Genomic DNA, 25,232 nt, shown 5'->3' on the forward strand with positions numbered 1-25,232 from the left:
TGTCGGCCATCGCTTGACCTGAAACGGCATTGGCATAGGTTTGCCCGCGCCGGGCGTCCCGGCATTCTCATGAACAGGCGACAGCATGAACAACGGGCACCTTGGTGTGGGCCGCAGCGTGGCGGATGGCCTGCGGATGAGTTTCGGCTTTGCCCTGGGGGCCTTCACGTTCGGAACCGTCTATGGCTCGGCGGCACATGTGCAGGGCATGACGGACGCCCAGACGCTGGTGCTCAGCCTCACCGCCTTTGCCGGGGCGGCCCAGTTCGCGGTCCTGCCCTTCTGGACCGACCCGCTTCCCCTTCTCGCCATTGCCCTGTCGGCGGGCCTGGTATCATCCCGCAATATCCTGATGGGGCTCACGCTTGCGCCGATGCTGCGCAGCATGCCGCCGCTGCAGCGTTTCACCGGCATCTGGCTGCTGGTCGATGCCAGCTGGGCGCTGGCCATGCAGGAACGCAGGCGCGCGGACGTGACGAAGCTCTACATGACATGCTCCCTTGTCCTGCTGGTTGCCTGGATGTCGGGTGTCAGTGTCGGGGTCAGCCTGCCGGGTGCACTTGACGCCCTGACCCTGAAGGCACTGGGCCAGGGCGGGATGATCTTCCTGTTCCTGATCCTGGTGATGGTGACACGCAGCCGTATCGGTCCGGCCCTGCCCTGGGTGATTGCCGCCGCCGCCTCGGTTGCGGCCCACCGCTGGCTGGACCCCCACTATACCCTGCTGATCGGTGTGGGCGCTGGCGCGGCAGCGGGAATGATCCTGCCGGAGAAGAGGAATGACTGACCCCTGGTCGCCCTGGATTGCCATCGGGATGCTGACTGTCGTGGTCTTCGCCTCCCGCTATCTGGGCTATGCACTCGGGGCGCGGGTGCCGGAACAGGGGCGCCTGCGGCGTCTGCTGAGCGTCCTGCCCGGCTGTGCCATCGCCGCCGTCGTCGCACCGCAGATCGCGATGATGGGTCCGTTCCAGATGGCCGCTCTGGCGCTTTCCGGCCTGGCGCTCTGGTTCACGGGTCAGGTGGCGGTCGGACTGCTGCTCGGCCTTGGCATGCTGATCGCGGGGGCGCATCTGGGATTCTGAGCGCGAGGCGGGGCACGATCGCCGGCCAGTGCGCCCGCGTGGCGGGGAATGGACAGCTCATCACGAGGGTGTGATGATCCGGGCGACGAATAAATGCACGCACTTGCTTGTTAACGTCACGACAGGTGCGGGATGATGGAGCGCCGTCGTGAAGGCTGCCGAGAGGTCGGTGGGCCGTTGTCCGGACGGTCGGAAATCCTGAGGAGGAAGCTGATGAAGAAGATCATTCTGGCTGGCTTTGCCGCGACCGTGTTCGCGGGTGCCGCACTGGCGGGCGCGCACGGCAGCATGTCCGACAAGCGCGTTGCCGCGATGAAGGAAATGGGTGGCGCGATGAAGGCGATCTCCGATGTCGCCAAGGGCAATGCCGCCCCGAGTGCCGATACGGTTGCCGCGGCGAAGAAGCTGAACATGCTGGCGCAGACCACCATCGAGCTGTTCCCGGAAGGCAGCATGGAGTATCGCGCCAAGGCCAGCATCTGGAGCGACTGGGCTGGGTTCAAGGCGGCCAATGACCGTCTGATCGCCGCCTCCGCCGATCTGGTCACCGCGACCGAGAGCATGGACGCGGGCAAGATCGGTGCGGCTCTGGGTGCCACCGGCAAGACCTGCGGCGGTTGCCACGACGACTATCGCGGTCCGAAGCCCAGCTGAGCATCGTGACCTTTCCTGGCCGAATTCTGACGGGCATGCGCAAGGCCGGACTCCTGTCCGGCCTTGCGCTGCTGTTCTCCATGACGGTCCAGACCGTCAGTGCCGAGACAATGGTGGAGAAGGGTGCGTACCTGGTGCATGCCGGTGGCTGCATCGCCTGTCACACGGCAAAGGATGGCGGTACCCGGTTCGCGGGCGGACTGGGGCTGGATACGCCGTTCGGCACCTTCTACAGCCCCAACATCACGCCGGACCCGCAACATGGCATCGGTGGCTGGTCGGATGAGGATTTCGTCCGGGCCATGCACGAAGGTGTCGGGCCGGACGGCGGACGCTATTTCCCGGTGTTTCCCTACGGCAGCTACACGAAGATGACGCGGGAAGACGCGCTGGCCATCAAGGCCTATCTGTTTTCCCTCGACCCGGTGGCACAGCCGAACCGGGAACATGACGTCAGCTTTCCCTTCTCCTGGCGGTTCATGCAGCGCGGCTGGCGGATGCTGTTCTTCGACGAGGGACGTTTCGAGCCGGATCCGGCGCAGTCGGCGGACTGGAACCGCGGGGCCTATCTGGTGGAGGCCCTGACCCATTGCGGCGAATGCCACACGCCCCGCAACATGTTCGGTGGTCTGAAACGCGGCGATTATCTGGCCGGAACGCCGGATGGGCCGGAGGGGCAGCTTGTCCCCAACATCACGCCGCACGCCACGGGCACCGGCGACTGGGGCAAGGGCGATCTTGTCGAACTGATGAAGAGCGGCATGAAACCCGACTTCGACAATGTGCAGGGGTCGATGGAAGAGGCCATCGAAGACGGTCTGAAATTCCTGACCGACGCGGACCTGCAGGCCATCGAGACCTACATCTACAGCGTGCCCGCAATCGACAACAAGGTCGTCCGCAACAAGTAACCGTCCCGCCAACAGTGCTGCGGTGTCAGGCGCTGATTCCCTTTTGGCCGCCGATGCGCTAGATCATTGCGCAGTTCACCGGCGGCAGCGGTCCGGTCCGGCAATGCGCAAACAGGGGATCAGAAATCATGTTCTATCGCGCCGACCAGCCACATGGCCTCAAGCACAACCCCTTCAAGGCGCTGGTTTCGCCGCGTCCCATCGGCTGGGTCTCGACCCTCGGCAGCGACGGGACCATGAACCTCGCGCCCTTCAGCTACTTCAACGCGATCACGGATTTTCCGCCGACCGTGCTGTTCGGCTGCAATGGGCCGCATCCGGAAGGTGACATCAAGGATACGGCGGCGAACGTGCGCGACACGGGCGAGTTCGTGGTCAACATGGTGACGGCGGAGCTGAAGGATCAGATGAATGTCTCTTCGGCACATGTCGGCCGGACTGTCAGCGAATTCGAGCAGGCTGGTCTGACCCCGCTGCCGTCGGAACTCGTCGCTGCCCCGCGGGTCAAGGAGTCGCCGGTCAATCTGGAATGCAGGCTGGTCCAGATCATCCAGTTGCGCTCCTCCTCACCGAAGATCGTCAACAACATGGTCATCGGCGAAGTGGTCGGAATCCATATCGATGAGCGGATCATCAAGGACGGCATGATCGACATGTCGGTCTACCGCCCGCTCGCCCGTCTGGGCTACATGGACTACACGATCGTCGAAGAGACCTTCTCCATGGATCGCCCCGACTAGATCATGCCCCGAGAACAGGATTCCCGGAGTTGATGACCGGAAGGTTCTGAGCCGCAACTTCGGAAACATCTGCGGCGAGCCTGCTGCGATGCCGCTGTTCGCGCGCGCCTCGCGCAGAGTTGCTGGATGGGTTTGACCTCAGGACCGCAAGCTAGTGCAAGGCAGCAGCTGCGCGCCGGAGGGCTTGCTAGCCGACAACCTTTCGCATGAATGCCTCTATTGGTCCTCGCTTGAACCACCGTGTCCAGATCAGCGAATAGAGAGTCGCGAAGATGCAGAACAGGGCCGCAGCGCCTACTGCCTGACCAACCGTCTGTCCGCCAAGCAACCCGAGCGCTTCGAGCATTCCCATCCCGATCAACACGTGCGCGAGATAGAGCGTGAGGGTTTGGCGCCCGGCAGGCACCAACAGGCGCACAACACCGATCGCTCTCAGCCGGTTCGAGAGCAGGAGGCAAACCCCGACGACCAGGCTCGCAGCGCCAAGGCCCGCCAGCGTATAGAGCGGCATCGGGGGAACCGGATCGGTCGTGACGAGTGCGCCAAGCTCCAGGCTGACAGGTGCAAGTTGGTTGGCGAGCAAGGCGCTGGTGCCTTCGGCAAGGCCAAGTGCGATTGCGCCGGAGATGATCAGTTTCATCTGCGTGGCCCTGTTCGCCAGTGAAGTTCGACTGAGGACGATACCGAACACCAGGAACCCGAGCCATGGAATGACCGGGTGCCAGCCATTGAAGAACAGGTTGCGGACAAATCCGGTCGGGGTCCAGAAATCGGAATAGGTGTATGTATCCCAGTTCCATCCCGCATCGTAGTCCAGTGCGAGGATCATGATCACGAAGGCGATGTTCAGTCCGCCGATGATCCCCAAGAGTGCCCGGGTGCCCAGCGAAAGCAGGAGCACTCCGAACAGGAAATAGATGGCGTAATAGTGCAGTATGTCGGCGTCAAAGATCGTCATGTTGAGCAGGCCGATGACCAGCAGAAACAGGGCCCGTTTGAGCGTGACGGCAATGGTCTGGTCCAGACCCCTGCCACCAGCCAGCCCAAGCCCGATCCCGGCCAGGACCACAAAGGTGGCGGCGGCGCGCCCTTCCAGTGCGGAGGTCAGAGTGTTCAGGATGCCGTCGTCCCCTCCGGCGCCCATGGCGATCTTGAAATTGACGATCACCATGCCGACGAACGCGAAGTAGCGGGCCAGGTCGAGCCCCTCGAGCCGAGCGTGCTCAGGGCCTTTCCGCGTCGTCGTTGAACGATCTGTTGCCATGAACCTCGGACCCTTCGGTTACTTCAACGCGATCACGGGTTTTCCGTGGACCGCGCCGTTCGGCTGCAATGGGCCGCATTCGGAAGGCGATAGCAAGGATACGACGACGACCTTGCGCGATACCGGCGCGCTTGTGGTCGACATGGTCCCGGCGGAACGGAAGGTTCAGATGAGCGCTTCCTCGGCGCAAGTCGGTCGGACTGTCAGTGCTTTGGAGCAGGCTGGTCTGACGCTGCTGCCGTCAGAACGCGGCGCTGCCCCGCCAGGGCCAGGTGGACTACCCGGTCGTCGAAGAGACCTTCTCCATGGATCGTCCTGACTAGATGTCGGTTCTCATCAGGTTGTCAGTCCCGGCAGTGTCCGGGAAGCTCGCGTTGACCAGCACATCCCTTCGCATTGAAGTTGCCGAAAGTGTTTGCGGTGGCGTCGCACAGGGCGCTGCGGGTTCTCGGCAGTAGCCTCCGAAGCCGATATTCCAGCATTGCCAAATGATGCTCGACGGGATCGATCACAGGACTATAGGCCCACGTAGAGGAGCGGGCGCAATCCGGATCACCTGCCATGTGTGGCCTCGGCCCGGCGGCCGTTGGAGATTTCCAACCATTTCCAACCATTTCCAACCATTGCGCCAGCATTCCCGGCGCAAAATGCCAGTTCATGGTTCCAGTTGAGCTTTCTCCCGCGACCCCCTCGGTGGTGCACTGACATGTAGTCGGTTCAGGCATTTAATGAGGAGTTACTCAGATGCGGGTGTTGGTAGTTGACGACAACGAGATCAACAGGGCTCTCGCGAGGGCCGTGGTAACCCGTCTGGGCCACGAGATCGACGAAGCATCTGATGGGTATGAAGGCCTCAGTCTTCTGGCTGCGAAGAAGTACGACCTGATACTGATGGACATCTCGATGCCTGGCTTGTCAGGTTCCGACGTCATGCGAAGGGTCCGGAACAACGGGTTCCCCAATCGCAACACGCAGGCTGTCGCATGGACGGCCCTTTCGAAATCTGATGTTCCGGATTCGGGAATCCTGTTCGAGGAATACATGCAGAAACCCGCGACGCTGAGTGACATGCGCAATCTCATCGCTCGTGCGGAACGAGGTGTTTGCGGCATGCAAATGATGCCTGACGAACGTGTGTACGCATAGTGCTTCAGTTCCGCTAAGTGGCTCGCGATCATGCAGGTATCTGTCCTTCATAAGATGCGAAAAACGCTCAGAAAATCGCGGCTCCCACAGGCGACTGTCCTTTCCTGGAAGAGACATCAGCGGGTGACAGTCGCAAAGTTGCTCGTTGATGTGGTCTGGCCCAGGGAAACTAACCAAATCACATCCCGGATGGAATGGGATGCACTTTCTGACCTCTTCGAATCTTCGCTCGCTTCGCTGGACTATCGGCTTCCATACGACATCAGGGAAATGGCCATGCCGATGTCCCGAGCCACTTTCCGGAGACTTCTGAACGAAGATCTAGAGATCGTGAACGTTAGCCGGAGCGAGCTGCGATCCAGACTCAGGTTTCGTGACTGTCACACGGAGAGAGATTGTGGTACATCAGGGCTCCCTACCAGTGGATCGGCGCCGCAATCGATGCATGCGGTGCCTGATGCGTCGTGCCAGATATGGGGTGAGTCAGGCTTGGGTTGGCAAGCGATACGTCAGGAGAATGGCCTTTTAACCCCAGGTTAATGATTTGAACCGATATTTAGCAGCTGAATTTGAAAAAATGAAAATTAAGTCTCTCTTCCCCCACCATATTGAATATGAAGCTTTAAAACTGTATGGACAATCGCAAATGACAACAATACGTACCAATAGCGCCTCAAAATGGGTCATTTCATGCAAGACATAAAGCCATATTCGGTCAATTTTGTAGCTTGTAGCGCGACTTTTGGCAAACAGTGTTGTCTTGAGAGCGGAAATGTCTAGTAGCGATAATTTCCACGTAATAGTACTGGACGATGAGGAGTTAGCCACGAGCGAAATTTGCGATCTTCTGGCGGAATCGGGATATGACGCATTGCCATTCACTGATCCATCGGCATTCATGGCTTGGTATGCGCAGGAATCTGCTCCAATAATACTTGTTCTTGACATAAATATGCCAAATATTTCCGGGTGGGGTGTTCTTTCCTTTATTGAAAAATTTGATGATCATAAAAGGATGACTGAGACAATCATTGTTTCTTCAAAAAATGAATATAGCGATGTCAGAAAAGCACTACGGTTCGGTGGTGTGGACTATCTCTCCAAGCCGATTGATACAAATGACTTGCTGGATGCTGTAGCACTCGGTGTCGAAAAATTGTCCAGGAGACTCGAGGAAAACTCAAACAACCTGGCTCAAGACGGAGTGTACCAAAGAAAATACGAGAGAATCCCCGGCACACCAAGTCGTCTTGACGATGTGCTTCCTCCAAAATGCGCCAGTGATGCGCACTTCCGCATCCTGGCGGCCCTTCATGAGGACGAGATATCGGGTCATTTCTTCGGACTGAGCGTCGGCAGCGCTGCCTATGTAACAAACATGTCACTGACTACCGGTCTGCGGAAAGTCAACGATCTTTGCGATGCTGGGCTCATAGAGCGTCGGCCGGATCCGGCAGATTCCCGTCGACAGATTGTCCAGCTTACCAAACTGGGAACGGAATTGACGGTCAGATTAATGGGAGGTGTATCATGATGCATGCAATATTCAGTAATGTGTGTAAAAATATTGGTAGTAACAGAAAATTCAAGCTGATTACGTTCGTTATATTTGCGATATTTACTATTTTTATCGAAAATAATTCATTAAAGTCTGATAATAGATTAGAATTTTCTCTACAAATTCAAAATCAAGAGAAATATATGTTATATATTGATGATATAGATGAAAAATATGTCGAATCTATCAGTACAAATACTCCCTGGCATGATGATATTGCCAAATATACCGGCATTCTTATTCAAAATTTTTTGGATCAATATGAAGGTGGCGAATTCTCGGAAATATCCATAAGCGCGATGAATGGCTATACAGTGGATTCAGACATCAGAACATTCGTGAACGCAGGTGCCATGTTGGTATGGCTCATGAATGATGCTCCCATTTCCGTACATAACAAAGGCCCAATTGTTGTCATCTTTCCCTGGTCTCAGAACGGGTCTCTCAGAGAGGATATTTTCACCTCTCTTGCGGTCTGGCATGTGAATTCTATCCATATCAGATGAAAGAGATATCTCCGTGAAAAGCTATTATTTGCTCATCTTGAATGCCTATGCGAAATGCAAAATTGTCATAAACCTGTCTATTTTTGTGATTTTTGGAATTATTAGTGTAAATATATTGTTCTATATCTATGAAGTAAGGGGGTTTTTTTCTGCGAACGAGGAGAGCGCAGTCTGGCATGCAACACAAATCGAGTATGATGCCCTGAAAATTGCGGACCTGAGCCAGAGAACCCGGAGTCGAGCAACACCGGAACAAGAGCGCGAGGTGTCATTTTATTTCCAGTCGATCAGATCACGCCTCGATGCTTCCAGCAAGGGGCTGATCCGAAAGAAGTTCAGCAAATTTCCAAGAGCAGAAGAATTCATTCGCAAAATTTCGGAAAGTCTGAGTAAAATAGAATTGAGATATAATAATACCTATTATATTGACCGGTCAAACGGTGCTGATATCGACAATCGACGCATAGCATTTGAAAATTTTCTCAGATTGTGTCGCCAGTTTTCCTCATATTCTGCTGTTCAGGAGGCGAGATTGAGAGATGAACAGAGAAGTATAGGAATGACGTTTGCGGGCGTTTTTATTGTATCCGGGCTATCGATTTTGATTCTTCTATTCAGTGTTTTTCACTCTATTCATCAGGGTATCCTGAAAGAGATCAGTGCAGAGCCGGAGAAGTACCTGAAAAAAATGTCAAATAGTCAAATTGGTGAGCTTATTTCGGGTTTTATATACAATACACCAGTAAAAGTAGTGTATATCGACGATATAGAAGGATCTCTCGTCAGGTCTTTGTCTTACACCGAGCTCGAGGGGCCGCATATCATGGGTGTCCAGATCGACTCAGGAGATGAATTCGATGTTGATCCGGCCCTAATCAGTGACAGCGTCCAAAGGCAAAAGAGCTGGATCGGAACATTGAGGATCACTCGATCATCCGAGGCCCGACCAGACGAATTCTTCATGATAAAAATTTCTGAACCGACCTATGGAAAATTTCGATATATTTGCATGATAATTGATGTCACGACATATGAAATCGAGCGCATGAATCACCAGAAGAGAGAATCATTGCTCTCTATGGGTGAATTGGCGGGCAGTTTGGCTCATGAGATAAGCCAGCCCATAAATAATATTGGTCTCCTGACATCGAATCTGCGAGCGAGCTTGAGTAATTTGGACGCGCCGTCAGTGAGGCTCAAAAAAATTGAGTCACAAATTGATCGTTGTCGCAAGATTATTGGCGCGCTTCAGAGTCTTTCATCCGGCCAACTGCGGGATATTGAACAAATAGACGTTCGTATCATAATGGAAAATTGGCGAAATGGATATCGGCACCGCAATCTGCAGGGTGTAAGAATGATCGTTAGGTGCTGTCGGGAAGAATGTTTGATCGACTTCAACAGTATTATATTGAGTGAAGTACTTTCCAATTTGGTTGACAACGCTCTGGATCAATTGGACCGTCACCCGCCTTCGTATCCAGTCGTTCTGATATGTTGCGCGCCGCATGGTGATCATGTGCGGATAGAAATTTGGGACAACGCAGGTGGGGTTCAACAAGGGTTGGAGAGGCGAATATTTGAGCCATTCGTTTCCACAAAGCATAACCACGGCGGGACTGGTCTTGGGCTCACCGTTGCGCGCAAGTTCATAAGGCAAGCGGACGGCGAACTGAGCTTTCGTCGGCGCAAGAATGGATCAATCTTCACGATCGACCTGCCGCGGAGTATGCGTGTCGATGGTCAAGCCTCTCTGTCTGTGTGGAGTCATGAGGCGGGCTGAGAAGCCTGCCGGCGGGTTCCTGGTCACACATCCTTATCGCTGTCGGATTGATGCAACTGCATCGGCTACCTCACTTGGCGGTTGGTGTGTTGCGGCTGACTATTCGGCCGGCTGGGCCAGACTGCGAACCTGGTCGCTATTCGGCCCGCCGCCATTGACCGGCTCCCCATCATCCGCATGTTCGTCGGCCAGTGCGCGGACCAGCGTGGAGATCGCGCCACGGATCGAGGCATTGTCCAGCCGCCCGAAATTGCGCGCCAGGTCGATGGTGGTGCGGTTGGTGCCGCCATGTGCCAGGTCGGAGACCGAACGGGCGGTCTCGCCTTCCAGTCCTTCGAAGAAGAAACCGACGGGCGAGCCGAGCTGCCGCGCCACCTCGTAGAGCCGGCCTGCGCTGACGCGGTTCGCACCGGTCTCGTATTTCTGGACCTGCTGATAGGAAATCCCCAGCAGGCTGGCGAGGTCATGCTGCGTCATGCCCAGTTCTGCCCGGCGGCTGCGGATGCGTTCCCCGACGTGGCGGTCGATATGGCGAAGTTGGTGCATTCTGTGACCTCAGTCCTGCATTGTGACACGAATTGCGAATCGCCGGACCAACCGGCACCGCTTTCACGAAATCTCCTTCATGTGCATCAAAAGCCGTGCCGGTCTTCGCGCATAGCTTGATTTCGACAGGACCGCGTGAGACATAGATTTCATGAAACACGCGGTTCAGGACTGGTTTTCTGCTGGGCGCATCATGCTGTTGGGCATGGTGATGGTGCTTGCTGCGGCGTGCTCCGACGACTCCGGCGACAAGAAGCCTGTTGCGGAGGCGCCCGAAGACACCCCGGTGGAGGTCATCTACAATCAGGGCCTGGATGAGGTCACCGCCGGGGACTACCAGGAAGCTGCGCTGACGTTCGATCTGGTGGAGCGGCAGTACCCCTATTCGGTCTGGGCCACCAAGGCGCAGTTGATGGCGGTCTTTTCCTACTACATGACCAACGACTATGACCTTGCCATCGGTGCCGCCGACCGGTTCATCCGGCTGCATCCGGGCAGCGCGGATTCGGCCTATGCCCACTACATGATCGCCGTCAGCCACTACGAACAGATCACGGATGTCGGGCGGGACCAGGGCCGTACCGTGAAGGCGCTCGAATCGCTTGAGGAAGTGATCCGACGGTTCCCGACCTCGGCCTATGCCCAGGATGCGCAGGCCAAGCTGGCCCTGACGCAGGACCATCTGGCAGGCAAGGAAATGGAGATCGGGCGCTACTACCTGCAGCGGCAGCACTATGTCGCCGCCATCAACCGGTTCCGCAATGTCGTCCGCGACTACCAGACCACCAGTCACACGCCGGAGGCACTGCATCGCCTCACCGAGTCCTATCTTCTGCTGGGCGTCACGGACGAGGCGCAGGCAACGGCCGCGGTTCTGGGCCACAACTTCCCCAACAGTGTCTGGTACCGCGATTCCTACGCGCTTCTGTCAGGCCAGCAACTCGCGCCGGAAGCCGACGACGAATCATGGATATCCAGCATCTGGAACGCCGTCTTCTGACGGTCACACCATGCTGAGATCGCTCGCGATACGCGACATCGTTGTCTTCGACCGACTGGACCTCAGCCTCGCGCCGGGGCTGTGTGCGCTGACCGGTGAAACGGGTGCGGGCAAGTCGATCCTGCTTGATTCGCTCGGCCTCGCCCTGGGCGCGCGGTCAGAGGGACGCCTGGTGCGGACCGGGGCGGAGCGGGGCGGCGTAACGGCCATCTTCGAACTGCCCGCCGATCATCCCGTCCGCGCCTTCCTGTCGGAGAACGATCTGCCCGATGCGGAAGGGGAGGAGCTTTTCCTGCGGCGCTCGGTCGGTGCGGACGGGCGCAGCCGGGCCTGGATCAACGATCATCCCGTCAGCATCAGCCTGCTCGCCGCCATCGGGGCGCGGCTTGTCGAGATTCATGGCCAGGCGGCGGAGGTCGGTCTGCTGGACGCGGCCAGTCATCGCCCGATCCTGGACGCCTTTGCCGGACATGAGGCGGAGGTTGCGGCACTGCGTCGTCAGTGGGATAGCTGGCAGCAGAGTGCGGCCCGGCTGGCGGAGGCGAAAGCGGCGCTGGAGCAGGCACGGGCAGAAGAGGACCTGCTGCGCCACACGGTCGAGGAACTGACTGAACTCGCGCCGATGGAGGGCGAAGCCGACCAGCTTGCCGAACGGCGTGGTTTCATGATGCAGGTGGAGAAGATCGCGGAAGCGGTCAGCGACGCGACGGCGGCGCTGGAGAAGGACGGCGGCGTGGCGGCCAAGCTGCGCACGGCGGAGCGCGCCCTGGACCGCGTGCGGGAACAGGCAGGGGAGCGGCTTGGCCCGGCGATGGAGGCCCTGGCCCGTGCCGGTGTCGAACTGGATGAGGCCGTCAATGCCATCATGTCCGTCAGTGCCGATCTGGACGCTGACCCGGCGGATGTCGATGCGGTGGAGGAGCGCCTGTTCGCACTGCGCGCCGCAGGGCGCAAGTATCAGATCGATCCGGATGCCCTGCCGGCCCTGCTGCAGGCCAGGATGGACGAACTCGCCTCCCTGGAACGCGGTGACCGCGACCTGCAGGCGCTGGAAACGGAAACAGCGGCGCTGGCCAAGGCCTGGCAGGCGGCGGCGGAGGCCCTGAGTGCCAGACGCCAGACGGCGGCCACCGCGCTGAACAGGGCCGTGGAGGCGGAACTGGAGCCGCTGCGCATGGGCGGGGCACGCTTCATCACGGAGGTGACACCCCAGCCGGAGGGGCACTGGGGGCCGGAGGGAATGGACCGGGTCTCCTTCATGGTGGCCACGAACCCCGGCGCCCGTCCCGGACCGATCGCGAAGATCGCGTCGGGGGGCGAGCTCTCGCGTTTCATGCTGGCGCTGAAAGTCGTGCTGGCGGCCACCGGCGACGCGCCGACCATGATCTTCGACGAGGTGGATCGCGGTGTCGGCGGGGCCACGGCGGACGCGGTCGGCGAACGGCTGGCGCGGCTGGCGGAAACCTTTCAGGTGCTGGTCGTCACCCATTCACCGCAGGTCGCGGCCCGCGCCGACCGGCAATGGTTGATCGCCAAGAGCATCGACGAGACCGCCCGCACCCGGGTCGATCCATTGCGCGGGGATGCCCGCCGGGAGGAGATCGCGCGGATGCTGTCCGGCGCGGAGGTGACAGTGGAGGCACGGGCCGCCGCGGATCGCCTGCTGGGAGAGAGAAACGGATGAGCGAGGTGGACACGGAACAGGCCCGTGCGCGTCACCGCACGCTGGCAGCGCGGATCAACGCTGCAAACAAGGCCTATTACACGGCCAGCAAGCCGCTGATGACCGATGCGGCCTACGACGCCGAGTTCCGGGAACTGCAGGCGCTGGAGGCGGAGCATCCGGAACTGCTGACCCCGGACAGTCCCAGCCAGCGGGTTGGTGCCGCACCTGCCGCCGGGTTCGCCAAGGTGCGCCACGCCCGGCCCATGCTGTCGCTCGGCAATGCCTTCTCCGAGGAGGACGTGGCCGAGTTCCTGAAACGTATCCGCCGCTTCCTCAGTCTGGATGACGAGACGGAACTCGCGATCTGCGCGGAGCCGAAGATCGACGGCCTGTCCGCCAGCCTGCGCTACGAGAACGGCAGGCTGGTGCAGGGGGCCACCCGTGGCGACGGGCAGGAGGGGGAGGACATCACCCGCAACCTGCTGACGCTGGACGATATTCCCGAGACCCTGAAGGGCGATGCGCCTGCGGTGTTCGAGGTGCGTGGGGAGGTCTACATGTCCAAGCCCGCGTTCCAGGCCCTGAACGACAGCCAGCTGGAGGCGGGAAAGCCCGCCTACGCCAATCCGCGCAATGCGGCGTCCGGGTCGCTCCGCCAGCTTGATCCGGCGATCACCGCTCGGCGTCGGCTGAACTTCTTTGCCTATTCCTGGGGGGAGGTGGAGTCGCTGCCTGCCTCCACCCAGTCCGGTGTGCTGAAGGTGCTGGAAGCCTGGGGTTTCACAGTCAATCCGCTGACCCGGACCTGCACCCGCCTGGACGAGATCATGGCCTTCTACCGTGACGTGGAAACCCGTCGCGGGGCGCTGGACCATGACATCGACGGGGTGGTCTACAAGGTCGACCGGCTCGACTGGCAGGACAGGCTCGGCTACGTCAGCCGCAGCCCGCGTTTTGCCATCGCCCACAAGTTCCCCGCGGAACAGGCCAGCACCATCCTGCGCGGCATCGACATCCAGGTCGGGCGCACCGGCGCCCTGACCCCCGTGGCGCGGCTGGAGCCGGTGACGGTCGGCGGCGTCGTGGTCTCCAATGCCACCCTGCACAACGAGGACGAGATCCGCCGCAAGGACGTGCGCATCGGCGATACGGTGACCCTGCAGCGCGCCGGGGACGTGATCCCGCAGATCGTCGGTGTGGTGGCGGACCGGAGGCCGGCGGGGACAGAGCCTTATGCGTTCCCCGAGACCTGCCCCGTCTGCGGCAGCCATGCGGTGCGGGACGTGCGCGCCTCCGGCGAACTGGACGTGGTGCGCCGCTGCAGCGGCGGGCTGATCTGCACCGCCCAGGCGATGGAGCGGCTGAAGCACTTCGTGTCCCGCAATGCCTTCGATATCGAGGGGCTGGGCGCGAAGCAGATCGAGATGTTCTTCGCCGCCGGCGAGATCACGACGCCTGCCGAGATCTTCACGCTGGAGGCCCGCAACGGCGACCTGAAGCTGGAGGAGCGCGACGGCTTCGGCGAAACCTCGGTGAAGAAGCTGTTCGCGGCGATCGAGGAACGCCGCAGGATCCCGCTCGACCGGTTCCTGTTCGCCCTTGGCATCCGCCATGTCGGCCAGACCACTGCGCGCACCCTGGCCGCGAGCTACCTGACGCTGGACGCCCTGCTGGAAGCCCTGAAGGCGGCGATGGCGGATCCGGAGGGCGAGGCCCATGCCGACCTGGAAGGCATTGACGGCATCGGCCCGACCGTGGTGCGTGAACTGCTGGAGTTCATGGCGGAGGAACACAACCGCACCGTTCTGGATGACCTGCGGAGCGCGTTGTTGGAGGTCGAACCCTTCGAGGCCCCGGCGCAGGACAGCCCCGTCGCAGGCAAGGTGGTGGTCTTCACCGGATCACTGGAAACAATGACCCGTGACGAGGCCAAGGCCCGCGCCGAATCCCTCGGCGCCCGCGTCTCCGGCAGTGTCTCGAAGAAGACCGACATCCTGGTCGCCGGACCCGGTGCCGGATCAAAGGCGAAGAAGGCCGCCGAACTGGGTATCAGGACGCTGACGGAGCAGGAGTGGCTGGATCTGATTTCCGGGACAGCCTGATGGCCGTTCCCCCGCGCCTCACGCCGGGCGTTCGGCGGTCAGGTGCAGGCGCCAGGTGAGGATGTCGTCATCGCTCTGCCCGGCATAGTCGGGATGCACCGGCGGGCGGCTGTCGATGCGGAAGCGTTCGGCGTCCAGGATGCGGAAACCGGCCGTCTCCAGTTTGGCGATGATCTGCTCCGCCGGAAGACGATTGATGTACTGCACGTCGTTTTCCAGCCAGTTGCGGAACAGGCTGTCCGAGTGCCGCAGGTAATGTTTCTTGGAGCGGCTGGGGTCGTAGTGGGCCAGATGGTCGTCCAGCCCGACCTGTGCCACCAGACGCCCGCCGGGCTTGGTCACGCGGAACCAGTCAGCGGCGTTTGAATCGAAACCGCTGGCCACCACATGCTCCAGCACGTCGACGGAATAGAGCATGTCGAAATGCGCGTCCGGATAGGGCAGCGCACCGTTGTGATCGATGGCGTAGTGCAGGTCCAGCGGCGCATAGGCAGACGCGAAGTCCGATGCCGCCTCCACCCTGCCCAGACGCTCCAGTGCTTTCTCCCGCCGTGCCGGATCGAGGTCCATCGCGGCAAGGCCATTGCGGACCTGTGGCAGGGCGTTGCGGAAGGCGTCGTAGGACCGGTTGTCCCAGACGTCGAAACAATGGACTTCCGCATCATAGATCAGCGCGGGATAGAGGCTGTAGGCGTGCATCCAGCCGGTGCCAAGCTCCAGGAACCGCGCGGGGTCGGTCATGGGAGCCTCGGCCAGCCGCTCCAGCACCCAGCCAGCCCGTTCTTCCGACAGCTTGCGTTCGCCCTTGCGGTTGCCAAGCCAGCGGTAGAGGGCCTTGGTCGGACCGGTGGCGGAGAAGGCGCGCAGCGCGGTGGCCGCAAGATAGTAGTTCATGATCCTGCGGCCCCGCGCCGGTGCATCAGCCGTCGACGTCCGCGGCGACCTTCACGCTGATCATCTTGTCGGGATAGCGCGGCGGCTCACCCGGCGCGATCGCGTCGACATAGTCCATGCCATCGACGACCTTGCCCCAGACCGTGTACTGGCCATTGAGGTGGTAGGCCCGCTGGAAGGTGATGAAGAACTGGCTGTCAGCGGAATTCGGATCCGACGTCCGGGCCATGCCGATCACACCCCGGTCGAACGGCACGTTGGAGAATTCGGCCCGCAGCTTCTTGCCGCTGCCGCTTGTGCCGGTGCCGGTCGGGTCACCCGTCTGGGCCATGAAGCCCGGAATGACACGGTGGAAGATGATGCCGTCGTAATATCCCTCGCGGGCCAGTTCCTTGATGCGCGCCACATGTGCGGGGGCCACATCGGGCATCAACTCGACCACGACGCGACCGTGCTCGAGCTCGATGTAGAGCGTGTTCTCCAGATCGCGGGCATCTGCCGCATTTGCTGCCGACATCAGTATGAGACTCCAGAAAATTACAAGAATTCGACGCATCACATGCTCCCAAGGCGGTCTGGTCGTGATCGCGACCCGTCTGGCGCCGTTTGTAGCAATGCTCGACCATGAAGAAAACCCACCCCGAAGCGACGAAAACAGGGCATCATTGTCACAGACACAGCGGGAACATGTTCGACCATGAAATGCTGGAACGCAAATGTGATCATGCCGGGCTGCGGACGGGGCGGCGCACGACGTGCCTGCATCCAGCGCGTGAAACAGGAACAGTGGTGGCCGCCGGGGCAGCCGACCGCATTCGCGAACTGATCATCGCGCCCGCATCGCGCGGCGTGCCCGTCCTGTCCCAAGTCCCGGAATCGTCTCATGAACACAATCAATGTCGCGCTGGAACAGCGTGATCTCGTGCTGCAGTGGCCCGATGGCGCAAGCAGCCGTTTCCCCTATATCTGGCTGCGTGACAATGACCCGGCCGAACTGCACCCCGACACGCAGGAGCGCATGTTCGAACTGCTGAGTGTCGCCGACGACACCCGCCCGGCAACGGCGGCCATTGAAGGCACGGACCTGCTGCTGCAGTGGCCGGATGTGGCGGAGCCGCGACGGCTGCAACTGGACTGGCTGCGGGCATATCAGCCGGGCCAGGTCCGGAACGACCCGGCCATGATTGCGCCCGAACCCTGGCCGGAAGGCTTCGCGCCGACGTATGTGCCCGCGTCAGCATTCGACACCGATGCCGGGCTGCTGGTTCAGTTGCGGGATCTGAAACGCCGTGGCCTGACCATCGTCACCGGTCTTGCCGACGACCCGGACAGCGGCGTGCGGCTGGCGCAGCGGGTCGGGTTCCTGCGCCCGACGAATTTCGGGCTGACCTTCGATGTCAGGTCGAAGCCGAACCCGAACAATCTCGCCTATACCGCCGGGCCATTGCCGTTGCATACCGACCTGCCGAATCAGGAGCTTCAGCCGGGAATCCAGTTCCTGCACTGCCTGGTCAACGGGGCCGTGGGCGGCGATTCGGTCTATGTCGACGGGCTGAACCTGTTGCGGGACCTGCGCAGCCAATACCCGGATGCGTTCGATGTGCTGCTGCACACCCAGGTACCGTTCCGGTTCCATGACGGGGAGGCGGACATTCGCAGCCGCCGCAGTGTCTTTGACCTGGATCCGATGGGATTTCCCTCCCGCCTGTCGATCAACAGCCACATCATGGATGTCATCGACCTGGAGCCGGAGCTGGCGCACCGGTGGTATGCGGGGATGCGTTGCCTGAAACAGTTGCTGGCCGACCCTGACCGGCTGGTGACCTGCCACCTTCAGCCCGGTGAGATGGTGATCTTCGACAATCGCCGGGTACTGCATGGCCGCACCGGTTTCGATCCGTCGACCGGGGATCGCCATTTCCGGGGCTTCTATGTCGATCACGGCGAACTGGATAGCCGAATCCGGGTGCTTTCGCGCATGATGGAATGATCCGAATCAGATCCTGAACACTGGCGAAACGATCACCCCGACCGCATGGACGACCTGCCCGCAGACCTGAAGATCATCCGCAACCCGCGTGCGCGACGTCTGCGGCTGCGGCTCGACCGGCGGGAGGGGTTTCCGGTGCTGACCCTGCCGAAGGGGGTGCCGGAGCGGACAGGGCTGGCTTTCGTGCAGGAAAATCTCGACTGGATCCGCGACCGGCGGGCGGAACGGCCTGATCCCATCCCGTTCCTGCCCGGCACGCGCATCCCGTTCGGGGATCGGGAACTGCTGATCGTGCGGACACCGGACGGCCGCGGCAACACGCGCCTGAAGGCGGATTGCCTGCTGGTGGGCGGCGATGAAACACATTGCAACCGGCGGGTCACCGACTGGCTGAAGGTGCGGGCGCGGGAACGGCTGAAACAGCGGTCCCTGGTCCATGCGGACAGGATCGGTGAAACCATCAGCCGGGTCCGGGTGGCCGATCAGTCAAGCCGCTGGGGCAGCTGTTCGGGTCGGGGGGTGCTGTCATTCAACTGGCGGCTGATCCTGGCCCCGGATCATGTGCTGGACCATGTCGCCGCGCATGAGGTCGCGCATCTGCGGGAAATGAACCATGGCCCGCGATTTCACGCGCTGCTGGCGACATTGCTGGAAGATCCGCGTCAGGGGGATCGCTGGCTGAGCCGCAACGGCCAGCAGCTCCGTCGCTACGGCATGGTGGCGACGGGTTCCTGAACCGGGTCCAGTTCGAACTCCACCAGCGGTTCGTAACGCGCACCCTCCGACCCGAGATGGCTGCGGAACAGGGTGAAACCATCGACGGTGAAAGGCGGCAGATACAGTCCGCCATGGTCGGCAACAAAGCCTTCCAGCCGCCCCTTCGGCGCGTCCTTCAGCCGGGCAATGGTGACGTGGGGATGAAACTTGCGATGTTCCGCCCCCAGCCCGGCGGACTGTGCCGCCTGCTCGATCTTTGCCTGCAGATGGCGCAGTGGCGCCGACGGTTCCGCCCCCACCCACAGCATGCGGGCGCGGCGGCGGTCCCCGAAGATGCCCATGCCCGCCAGTGTCAGGTCAAAGGCGTCGGCGCGGACCCGTGACAGGGCGGCCACCAGATCCTCGGCCATGTCGCGCGAGGCGTCGCCGACAAAGCGCAGGGTCAGATGCAGGCTCTCCGGCGCAACCCAGCGCGCCCCGGGCAGACCGCCCTGTACCATCGTCAGGCGGTCGCGGAAGCGCGCGGGCAGATCAAGTGCAATGAACAGGCGCATGGTGACACCCTGGACAAGGATTGTGACATTCAGAGGATGGCGAGAACCGACTCCGGCGGGCGGCCAAGCGCGGCCTTGCCATTGGCCAGCACGATGGGCCGTTCGATCAGCTTCGGCGTCGCGATCATTGCCGCAATCAGTTCGCCGTCCGAGAGGCCGGGTTCATCCAGGCCGCCGGCCTTGTATTCCGCTTCCTTCCGACGCATCAGGTCGCGGGGCGCAATACCCAGCTTTCCCAGGATGTCGCTGAGTTCGGCGGCGGTGGGCGGGGTCTTCAGATATTCGATCACCGTCGGCGTGACGCCCTTGTCCTCCAGCAGTTTCAGCGTCTCGCGGGACTTGGAGCAACGGGGGTTGTGATAGATGGTGACAGACATTCGACTCTCTCCGGACATGAAACGCGGACTCAGGCGGCAGCTTGCGCCAGGGGTCAGGGACGCAGCAGTTCGGCAACCGGGCCGGACATGCGCGCGGCGATGATGGCGGCACCCTCCGCATTGGGGTGGATGCCATCCGACTGGTTCAGCGATGGCTCAGCCGCCACACCGTCCAGCAGGAAGGGATAGAAGGCCACCTCAGCGTCCGCCGCGACCTCGGCGAACAGCGGATTGAACTTCGCGGCATATTCATTCCCGAGGTTCGGCGGGGCCAGCATGCCCGCGACCAGGACCGGAATGTCTTTCGATGTCAGGTTCTCGATGATCGCCACCAGGTTGCGTCGGGTCTCCGCCGGATCAATGCCGCGCAGGCCGTCGTTGCCACCCAGAGCCACGATCACCAGATCGGGCTGGCCCTGCACGGCCCAGTCCAGCCGTGACAGGCCACCTGCCGTCGTGTCGCCGGATACGCCCGCATTCTCCACCACCACATCCAGCCCATCGGCCTGCAGTTTCTCCCCCAGCAGGCGCGGCAGCGCGGCGGAGGGCGGCAGGCCGTACCCGGCGGTGATCGAATCACCGAACATCACCACCCGCATTGACGAAGCATTCACCGCTTGCGGACAAACAATGGACACAAACATGACCATTGTGACGAAAAGCAACAGTCCGTTGATCCCCCGGCAGGCGCGGCCATATCGGGGGGAGGGTGCGCACGCGGCGGGATGCGCGAACCGCAGGGTCTGAAGCCGAGGAGAAAACACTGACATGGGCGACAGCCTCATTCGTCTGGAAGACGTTCACATCACTCTCGACGGCGCTGCAGGCGCGGTCAAGATACTCAAGGGCATCAGCCTCGACGTGGCCGCCGGTACCTCCGTGGCAGTGCTTGGCCCCTCCGGATCCGGCAAGTCCACCCTGCTCGCCGCGGTCGGCGGGCTTGAGGGTGTGACCAGCGGCAAGCTGACGGTCGCGAATAGTGACCTGACCCGGCTGGACGAGGATGGGCTGGCCCTGTTCCGTCGCCACCATGTAGGGATCGTGTTCCAGTCATTCCACCTGTTGCCGACCATGACGGCACTGGAAAATGTCGCAGCGCCCCTGGAACTGGCCGGGAAAGCCGATCCCTTCACCCGCGCGGAAAGGGAACTCGCCGCGGTCGGTCTGCAGGACCGCGCCGGTCATTATCCGAGCCAGATGTCCGGCGGCGAGCAGCAGCGCGTTGCCCTGGCGCGCGCGCTGGCGGCTGATCCGGCGCTGATCCTGGCCGATGAACCAACCGGAAATCTGGATGGCGAGACCGGCGAGAAGATCACCGAACTGCTGTTCGAGGCGCAGCGGGAACGGGGGACCACCCTGCTGCTGGTGACACATGACGAGGATCTGGCCACGCGCTGCGACCGCATCGTGCGCATCCGGGACGGGCTGATCGCCGATGACACACTGAACAGCCACGCCACGGCGGCGGCCTGATACCCATGCACAATCTCCAGACAGCCTGGCGCATGGCGCTGCGTGACCTGCGCGGTGGCGTGGCCGGTTTCCGGATCTTCCTGTTCTCGCTGGGCCTTGGCGTTGCCGCCATTGCCGGTGTCGGCTCGCTCACGTCATCGATCCTGTCCGGGCTGCAGGCGAACGGGCAGCAGATCCTGGGCGCCGACGTCGACCTGCGCCTGATCCATCGGGAGCCGTCGCAGCCCGCTCAGGACTGGCTTGCCGCCAACAGTGAGGCGGTATCGCAGAGCCTGACGATGCGCACCATCGTGCGCGCCACCTCTTCGGACGCGCGTACCCTCTCGGAACTCAAGGCGGTGGACGATCTCTATCCCCTCTACGGCCAGTTCAGGCTGGAAGGTGGCGGCGATCCGACCGTGGCCCTGGGTCTGGCCAATGGCCGCTACGGTGTCGTTGCCGCACCGGAACTCGCCGACCGGCTGGACGTGCGCATCGGCGAGATCCTGCGCGTGGGTGACGCGGAGGTGGAGCTGCGCGGGATCATTGCCGATGAACCGGATCGGGCATCCAGCGGGGCTGTCCTGCTGGGCCCGCGTCTGATGATCTCCGCGGATGCCCTGCCGGCCACCGATCTGATCCAGCCGGGCAGCATGATCTTCCGCCACTATCGGCTGAAGCTGCCCCCCGGTGCGGATCTGGCCGATTTCGTTTCGACATTGCAGGACCGCTTCCCCGATGAGGGCTGGAGGGTGCGTGACAGCCGTCGTGGCGCCCCGGGCGTCGAGAGTTTCATCGAACGGCTGCGCGTGTTTCTGATCCTTGTCGGACTGACCGCCCTGCTGGTTGGCGGGGTCGGGGTCGGCAATGCAGTCAAGGCGCATCTGGATACCAAGCGGCGCTCCATCGCCATCCTGAAGTGCCTCGGGGCGACCGGCGGTGACATCACGCGCATCTTCATGATCCAGATCCTGGTGCTTGGCACGGTCGGCATTGTCGCCGGTCTGATTGTCGGTGGTCTGGTGCCCTTCATCGTCGGCAGCCTGCTGGCGCAGGTGCTGCCCGTGGCGCCGGAGGCGAACCTGTTCGTGATGCCCCTGCTGCTGGCCACGCTCTACGGCATTCTCATCATCCTGACCTTCGCGCTCTGGCCGCTGGGTTCTGCCCGCCGGACCAGTGCCGCAAGCCTGTTCCGGGCCATGCTGGGCGATGGCGGCGAACGCCCGCCGCGCAGTTTCATCATCGGCACCGTGCTGTCGCTGGCGGGCCTTGCCGGGCTGACCCTCGCCAGTTCGGACCAGCCGGTGTTCGCGGCATATTTCGTGCTGGGGGCCGCGGGTTGCTTCGCCGTGCTGTGGCTTGCGGCACAGGGGGTCATGCGTGCCGCCGCGCGGGTGAAGGGTCCGCGCAGTTCGACCTTCCGCATGGCGCTGGCCAACCTGCACCGACCGGGTGCGCCCACGGTCTCGGTGATGATCTCGCTCGGTCTGGGGGTCACGCTGCTGGCCGCCGTGGCCCTGATCGAGGGCAATGTGAAGGGCCAGGTCGATCGCCGGGTGGCGGAGGAAGCCCCGGCCTTCTTCTTCATCGACATCCAGCCGCATCAGCTTGATCCGTTCCTGGCCATCGCCAAAGGTATCGACGGTGTCAGCAACGTGCAGACGGTGCCGACCCTGCGGGGCCGCATCACGCGCCTGAACGGTGCGGTGCCGGACGAGAGCAAGGTCGACCCCGGCGAGGCCTGGGTGCTGCGCGGCGACCGTGGCCTGACCTACGCCGCCAACCCGCCGGAGAACAGTCCGATCGTGGAAGGTGAATGGTGGCCCGCCGACTATCGCGGCGAACCGCTGATCAGCTTCGAGAAGGAAGCCGCTGTCGGGCTGGGTGTGGGGATCGGTGACACCATCACGATCAATGTGCTGGGCCGGGACATCACCGCCCGCATCGCCAGCCTGCGCGACATCGACTGGGGCACCTTCGCGATCAACTACCTGTTCATCTTCGATCCCGCGACCCTGGCCGGCGCGCCGCATACCCATCTGGCCACCGCCCATGCGGAGGGGGCGGCCGAACAGCAGCTCTACCGCGCCGTGACCGACCGGTTCGCCAACGTCAGCGCCATCCGGGTGAAGGAGGCCATGACCCTGTTCGACCAGATCCTGGGCCAGGTCGCGACGGCCATCCGCGCGGCCTCCGGCGTGACCCTGTTCGCGGGGATGCTGGTGCTGGCAGGGGCCATCGCGGCGGGACACAGGCGTCGGGTGCGGGAATCCGTGGTGCTGAAGGTCATCGGTGCGACCCGTGGCCAGATCCTGCGGATCAATGCCGCCGAGTTCGCCGTGCTGGGCAGCATCACCGCGATCGTTGCCGCCATTGCCGGGTCCGCCGCCGGATGGGGGGTGATCACCTTCGTCATGCAGGGCGAGTTCACCATCCTGCCCGCCCGGCTTGCGGTGGTCATCCTCGGTGCGATCATCCTGACGACCCTGCTGGGTCTGGCGGGTGCCTGGCGTGCGCTCGGACGCAAGCCTGCCGCCGAACTCAGGGTGGAGTGACAGCGCCTAACGGGTGTAGCATCCTCCCGCTTGACCTTGGGGGAGGATACAATGGCGACGGACAAGTCCGAATGGGTAGTCGGCAAGACACTGGCACGTCAGGCGCAGGAGCGCCCTGACGCACGTTTCATCCAGTTCGAGGACAATGAACCCTACACCTATGCGCAGGCACACCGGACCGCCAACAGCTATGGCAATGCCTATGCGCAGATCGGTGTCGGGTTCGGCGACCATGTCGTGCTGATGCTGCACAACCGGCTGGAGTATCTCTGGTCCTGGATCGGGTTGAGCCGTATCGGCGCCGTCGCCGTCGCGGTGAATACGGCCTACAAGGGCCGGTTCCTGACCCATGTTCTGACCAACTGTCGCGCGGGTATCGCGGTGGTGGAGCCGGAGTTCCTGCCCTGGCTGGCGGAGATCGAGGATACGGTACCGGATCTGAAGACCGTCTATGTGCCCAGCGACGGTGCCGACGTGCCGTGGCCGGAGTTCAGCCGGATCGATGTGCGGTCACTGGATGAACTGCTGAACGGCCCCGAGGATGACATCGATGTCGAGGTCACCTACAGCGACATCGGCATGATCATGTTCACGTCAGGCACCACGGGTCCGTCGAAGGGGGTGCTGATGCCCAACGGGCATCTGTACCTGATCGGTCTGTCGATGAAGGAATCCATGCAACTCGGGCCGGATGACCGGTACTACATCTGCATGCCGCTGTTTCATGCGCAGGGCATCCTGATGCAGACCTACGGAACCATGCAGGCCGGTGGCAGCGCCGTGCTGATGCGGTCATTCAGTGCGCGCACCTGGATCGATGATGTGCGCAAGTACAAGGCGACGGCGACGAACCTGCTGGGCGCCATGAACGACTTTGTCCTCAGTCAGCCGCCGCGCGCCGATGATGCGGACAATGACCTGCGCATCATGTGCGCCCTGCCGGTCACCACGGATACCATGAACAACCTGTCGAAACGGTTCGGCGTGAACAAGTTCACCGAACTGTTCGGCATGACGGAATGCAACCTGCCGGTCTGGCGGCCCTTCGATGCGCCCAACGAGGCCGGCTGTTCGGGCAAGGTCTGGGACGAGTATTTCGAGGTCATCGTGGCCCACCCGGATACCGACGAGGAAATGCCGGTCGGGGAGGTGGGCGAGATCCTGGTCCGCCCGAAGGAGCCGTTCTGCTTCATGCAGGGGTATAACGGCATGCCTGACAGGACGGTCGAGACCTGGCGGAACTTCTGGTTCCACACGGGTGATGCCGGTCGCTTCGATGAACGTGGCTATCTCTGGTACATCGACCGCATCAAGGACACGATCCGCCGCCGGGGCGAGAACATCTCGTCCTACGAGGTGGAGGCCGTGCTGCTGGAGCATGAAGCCGTGGCCGAAGTGGCTGCCGTTGCCGTGAAGGCGGAACTGGGTGGCGAGGACGAGGTGCTGGCCTGCATCGTGCTGAACCCTGACGTGCCCGCGCCGGAGCCGACGGAGCTGCTGGATTTCTGTACCCCGCGCATGCCCTATTTCGCGGTGCCGCGCTTCATCGAGTTCATCGACGAGATCCCGAAGACGCCCTCATCGAAGATCCAGAAGAACAAGCTGCGTGATCGCGGCCTGAGCGAGCGCACCTGGGACCGCGAGAAGGTCGGCTACAAGGTCAGCCGGTAGCCGCCTTGCACGCCCCTCCTCCCCCCTTGCGGGGGAAGGCAGAGGGCAGGCCCAGGTTGGA

General features: G+C 61.8%; 24 protein-coding genes. 17 read left to right on the plus strand and 7 right to left on the minus strand.

Annotated elements, in window-relative coordinates:
• Positions 1-85 precede the first annotated feature (85 nt).
• The 5 genes from QGV54_RS19375 (at position 86) to QGV54_RS19395 (ending at position 3,390) form a co-directional block, all read left to right on the plus strand.
• On the plus strand, positions 86-787 hold the full coding sequence (locus tag QGV54_RS19375) for an AzlC family ABC transporter permease (RefSeq protein WP_281019005.1): 702 nt from the start codon (positions 86-88) through the stop codon (positions 785-787).
• On the plus strand, positions 780-1,085 hold the full coding sequence (locus QGV54_RS19380) for an AzlD domain-containing protein (protein WP_281019004.1): 306 nt from the start codon (positions 780-782) through the stop codon (positions 1,083-1,085). Before QGV54_RS19375 ends, QGV54_RS19380 begins: the two co-directional genes overlap by 8 nt.
• A gap of 213 nt (positions 1,086-1,298) precedes the next feature.
• Positions 1,299-1,739: a cytochrome c gene (locus QGV54_RS19385; RefSeq protein WP_281019003.1), complete on the plus strand. Its 441-nt coding sequence runs from the start codon at positions 1,299-1,301 to the stop codon at positions 1,737-1,739.
• A gap of 35 nt (positions 1,740-1,774) precedes the next feature.
• The gene (locus QGV54_RS19390) at positions 1,775-2,650 is read left to right on the plus strand and encodes a cytochrome c (protein ID WP_281019002.1); all 876 of its coding nucleotides are present in this window, start codon (positions 1,775-1,777) and stop codon (positions 2,648-2,650) included.
• Between the two features lie 128 nt (positions 2,651-2,778).
• Complete coding sequence (locus QGV54_RS19395; protein ID WP_281019001.1) at positions 2,779-3,390, plus strand: flavin reductase family protein; 612 nt, start codon at positions 2,779-2,781, stop codon at positions 3,388-3,390.
• A gap of 187 nt (positions 3,391-3,577) precedes the next feature.
• On the opposite strand, the gene QGV54_RS19400 is transcribed toward QGV54_RS19395, so the two are convergent.
• Positions 3,578-4,654, minus strand: coding sequence for a heparan-alpha-glucosaminide N-acetyltransferase domain-containing protein (locus tag QGV54_RS19400; protein ID WP_281019000.1), 1,077 nt, complete (start codon positions 4,652-4,654; stop codon positions 3,578-3,580).
• A 744-nt stretch (positions 4,655-5,398) separates the two neighbouring features.
• Here QGV54_RS19400 and QGV54_RS19405 point away from each other — a divergent pair.
• The 4 genes from QGV54_RS19405 (at position 5,399) to QGV54_RS19420 (ending at position 9,647) form a co-directional block, all read left to right on the plus strand.
• The gene (locus QGV54_RS19405; RefSeq protein WP_281018999.1) at positions 5,399-5,800 is read left to right on the plus strand and encodes a response regulator; all 402 of its coding nucleotides are present in this window, start codon (positions 5,399-5,401) and stop codon (positions 5,798-5,800) included.
• A 772-nt stretch (positions 5,801-6,572) separates the two neighbouring features.
• Positions 6,573-7,334: a response regulator gene (locus tag QGV54_RS19410; protein ID WP_281018998.1), complete on the plus strand. Its 762-nt coding sequence runs from the start codon at positions 6,573-6,575 to the stop codon at positions 7,332-7,334.
• Positions 7,331-7,864: a hypothetical protein gene (locus QGV54_RS19415; RefSeq protein ID WP_281020014.1), complete on the plus strand. Its 534-nt coding sequence runs from the start codon at positions 7,331-7,333 to the stop codon at positions 7,862-7,864. Before QGV54_RS19410 ends, QGV54_RS19415 begins: the two co-directional genes overlap by 4 nt.
• A gap of 13 nt (positions 7,865-7,877) precedes the next feature.
• The gene (locus QGV54_RS19420; protein ID WP_281020015.1) at positions 7,878-9,647 is read left to right on the plus strand and encodes a HAMP domain-containing sensor histidine kinase; all 1,770 of its coding nucleotides are present in this window, start codon (positions 7,878-7,880) and stop codon (positions 9,645-9,647) included.
• 99 nt (positions 9,648-9,746) lie between these two features.
• Here QGV54_RS19420 and QGV54_RS19425 read toward each other — a convergent pair whose 3' ends face one another.
• Positions 9,747-10,193, minus strand: a complete 447-nt coding sequence (locus QGV54_RS19425) for a helix-turn-helix transcriptional regulator (RefSeq protein WP_281018995.1) — start codon at positions 10,191-10,193, stop codon at positions 9,747-9,749.
• A gap of 151 nt (positions 10,194-10,344) precedes the next feature.
• Between QGV54_RS19425 and QGV54_RS19430 the strand changes: the two genes are divergently transcribed.
• From QGV54_RS19430 to ligA, 3 genes are read left to right on the plus strand one after another with little or no spacing between them, the layout of a single operon-like run.
• Positions 10,345-11,193, plus strand: a complete 849-nt coding sequence (locus QGV54_RS19430) for an outer membrane protein assembly factor BamD (RefSeq protein WP_281018994.1) — start codon at positions 10,345-10,347, stop codon at positions 11,191-11,193.
• Positions 11,194-11,203: 10 nt separating this feature from the next.
• Positions 11,204-12,877 carry a DNA repair protein RecN gene (gene recN, locus QGV54_RS19435; RefSeq protein WP_281018993.1) on the plus strand — a complete coding sequence of 558 codons (1,674 nt, stop codon included), beginning with the start codon at positions 11,204-11,206 and terminating at the stop codon, positions 12,875-12,877.
• Positions 12,874-14,961 carry an NAD-dependent DNA ligase LigA gene (gene ligA, locus QGV54_RS19440; RefSeq protein ID WP_281018992.1) on the plus strand — a complete coding sequence of 696 codons (2,088 nt, stop codon included), beginning with the start codon at positions 12,874-12,876 and terminating at the stop codon, positions 14,959-14,961. The genes recN and ligA overlap by 4 nt, the downstream gene beginning before the upstream one ends.
• An 18-nt stretch (positions 14,962-14,979) precedes the next feature.
• On the opposite strand, the gene QGV54_RS19445 is transcribed toward ligA, so the two are convergent.
• Together QGV54_RS19445 and QGV54_RS19450 are read right to left on the minus strand one after the other, a co-directional pair.
• Entirely contained in the window at positions 14,980-15,855 is an 876-nt protein-coding gene (locus tag QGV54_RS19445; protein ID WP_281018991.1) for a methyltransferase domain-containing protein, read from the minus strand.
• Between the two features lie 25 nt (positions 15,856-15,880).
• Positions 15,881-16,372, minus strand: coding sequence for a peptidylprolyl isomerase (locus QGV54_RS19450; protein WP_281018990.1), 492 nt, complete (start codon positions 16,370-16,372; stop codon positions 15,881-15,883).
• 366 nt (positions 16,373-16,738) lie between these two features.
• Here QGV54_RS19450 and QGV54_RS19455 point away from each other — a divergent pair, with 366 nt between their 5' ends.
• Both QGV54_RS19455 and QGV54_RS19460 read left to right on the plus strand, forming a co-directional pair.
• The gene (locus QGV54_RS19455; RefSeq protein ID WP_281018989.1) at positions 16,739-17,845 is read left to right on the plus strand and encodes a TauD/TfdA family dioxygenase; all 1,107 of its coding nucleotides are present in this window, start codon (positions 16,739-16,741) and stop codon (positions 17,843-17,845) included.
• A gap of 45 nt (positions 17,846-17,890) precedes the next feature.
• Positions 17,891-18,580 (plus strand): SprT family zinc-dependent metalloprotease, encoded by a 690-nt coding sequence (locus QGV54_RS19460; protein WP_281018988.1) that lies wholly within the window; start codon positions 17,891-17,893, stop codon positions 18,578-18,580.
• On the opposite strand, the gene thpR is transcribed toward QGV54_RS19460, so the two are convergent.
• From thpR to QGV54_RS19475, 3 genes are read right to left on the minus strand one after another with little or no spacing between them, the layout of a single operon-like run.
• The gene (gene thpR, locus QGV54_RS19465; RefSeq protein WP_281018987.1) at positions 18,553-19,116 is read right to left on the minus strand and encodes an RNA 2',3'-cyclic phosphodiesterase; all 564 of its coding nucleotides are present in this window, start codon (positions 19,114-19,116) and stop codon (positions 18,553-18,555) included. The genes QGV54_RS19460 and thpR overlap by 28 nt on opposite strands.
• 29 nt (positions 19,117-19,145) lie before the next feature.
• On the minus strand, positions 19,146-19,493 hold the full coding sequence (arsC, locus tag QGV54_RS19470; protein ID WP_281018986.1) for an arsenate reductase (glutaredoxin): 348 nt from the start codon (positions 19,491-19,493) through the stop codon (positions 19,146-19,148).
• A 53-nt stretch (positions 19,494-19,546) separates the two neighbouring features.
• Positions 19,547-20,092 (minus strand): arylesterase, encoded by a 546-nt coding sequence (locus QGV54_RS19475; RefSeq protein ID WP_281018985.1) that lies wholly within the window; start codon positions 20,090-20,092, stop codon positions 19,547-19,549.
• Positions 20,093-20,261: 169 nt separating this feature from the next.
• Here QGV54_RS19475 and QGV54_RS19480 point away from each other — a divergent pair, with 169 nt between their 5' ends.
• From QGV54_RS19480 to QGV54_RS19490, 3 genes are read left to right on the plus strand one after another with little or no spacing between them, the layout of a single operon-like run.
• Entirely contained in the window at positions 20,262-20,966 is a 705-nt protein-coding gene (locus QGV54_RS19480) for an ATP-binding cassette domain-containing protein (protein WP_281018984.1), read from the plus strand.
• A 5-nt stretch (positions 20,967-20,971) separates the two neighbouring features.
• Complete coding sequence (locus QGV54_RS19485) at positions 20,972-23,500, plus strand: FtsX-like permease family protein (protein ID WP_281018983.1); 2,529 nt, start codon at positions 20,972-20,974, stop codon at positions 23,498-23,500.
• Between the two features lie 51 nt (positions 23,501-23,551).
• Positions 23,552-25,171 (plus strand): AMP-binding protein, encoded by a 1,620-nt coding sequence (locus tag QGV54_RS19490; RefSeq protein WP_281018982.1) that lies wholly within the window; start codon positions 23,552-23,554, stop codon positions 25,169-25,171.
• Positions 25,172-25,232: the final 61 nt, after the last annotated feature.

Origin of the sequence: Minwuia sp. IMCC3060 (genome assembly GCF_029909435.1) — a bacterium.
Lineage (GTDB): Bacteria > Pseudomonadota > Alphaproteobacteria > Minwuiales > Minwuiaceae > Minwuia.

Coding starts and splice junctions, on each gene's coding strand:
- QGV54_RS19375 (WP_281019005.1), top strand. CDS start 86: ATGAACAACGGGCACCTTGGTGTGGGCCGCAGCGTGGCGGATGGCCTG.
- QGV54_RS19380 (WP_281019004.1), top strand. CDS start 780: ATGACTGACCCCTGGTCGCCCTGGATTGCCATCGGGATGCTGACTGTC.
- QGV54_RS19385 (WP_281019003.1), top strand. CDS start 1,299: ATGAAGAAGATCATTCTGGCTGGCTTTGCCGCGACCGTGTTCGCGGGT.
- QGV54_RS19390 (WP_281019002.1), top strand. CDS start 1,775: ATGCGCAAGGCCGGACTCCTGTCCGGCCTTGCGCTGCTGTTCTCCATG.
- QGV54_RS19395 (WP_281019001.1), top strand. CDS start 2,779: ATGTTCTATCGCGCCGACCAGCCACATGGCCTCAAGCACAACCCCTTC.
- QGV54_RS19400 (WP_281019000.1), bottom strand. CDS start 4,654: ATGGCAACAGATCGTTCAACGACGACGCGGAAAGGCCCTGAGCACGCT.
- QGV54_RS19405 (WP_281018999.1), top strand. CDS start 5,399: ATGCGGGTGTTGGTAGTTGACGACAACGAGATCAACAGGGCTCTCGCG.
- QGV54_RS19410 (WP_281018998.1), top strand. CDS start 6,573: ATGTCTAGTAGCGATAATTTCCACGTAATAGTACTGGACGATGAGGAG.
- QGV54_RS19415 (WP_281020014.1), top strand. CDS start 7,331: ATGATGCATGCAATATTCAGTAATGTGTGTAAAAATATTGGTAGTAAC.
- QGV54_RS19425 (WP_281018995.1), bottom strand. CDS start 10,193: ATGCACCAACTTCGCCATATCGACCGCCACGTCGGGGAACGCATCCGC.
- QGV54_RS19430 (WP_281018994.1), top strand. CDS start 10,345: ATGAAACACGCGGTTCAGGACTGGTTTTCTGCTGGGCGCATCATGCTG.
- recN (WP_281018993.1), top strand. CDS start 11,204: ATGCTGAGATCGCTCGCGATACGCGACATCGTTGTCTTCGACCGACTG.
- ligA (WP_281018992.1), top strand. CDS start 12,874: ATGAGCGAGGTGGACACGGAACAGGCCCGTGCGCGTCACCGCACGCTG.
- QGV54_RS19445 (WP_281018991.1), bottom strand. CDS start 15,855: ATGAACTACTATCTTGCGGCCACCGCGCTGCGCGCCTTCTCCGCCACC.
- QGV54_RS19450 (WP_281018990.1), bottom strand. CDS start 16,372: ATGTCGGCAGCAAATGCGGCAGATGCCCGCGATCTGGAGAACACGCTC.
- QGV54_RS19455 (WP_281018989.1), top strand. CDS start 16,739: ATGAACACAATCAATGTCGCGCTGGAACAGCGTGATCTCGTGCTGCAG.
- QGV54_RS19460 (WP_281018988.1), top strand. CDS start 17,891: ATGGACGACCTGCCCGCAGACCTGAAGATCATCCGCAACCCGCGTGCG.
- thpR (WP_281018987.1), bottom strand. CDS start 19,116: ATGCGCCTGTTCATTGCACTTGATCTGCCCGCGCGCTTCCGCGACCGC.
- arsC (WP_281018986.1), bottom strand. CDS start 19,493: ATGTCTGTCACCATCTATCACAACCCCCGTTGCTCCAAGTCCCGCGAG.
- QGV54_RS19475 (WP_281018985.1), bottom strand. CDS start 20,092: ATGCGGGTGGTGATGTTCGGTGATTCGATCACCGCCGGGTACGGCCTG.
- QGV54_RS19480 (WP_281018984.1), top strand. CDS start 20,262: ATGGGCGACAGCCTCATTCGTCTGGAAGACGTTCACATCACTCTCGAC.
- QGV54_RS19485 (WP_281018983.1), top strand. CDS start 20,972: ATGCACAATCTCCAGACAGCCTGGCGCATGGCGCTGCGTGACCTGCGC.
- QGV54_RS19490 (WP_281018982.1), top strand. CDS start 23,552: ATGGCGACGGACAAGTCCGAATGGGTAGTCGGCAAGACACTGGCACGT.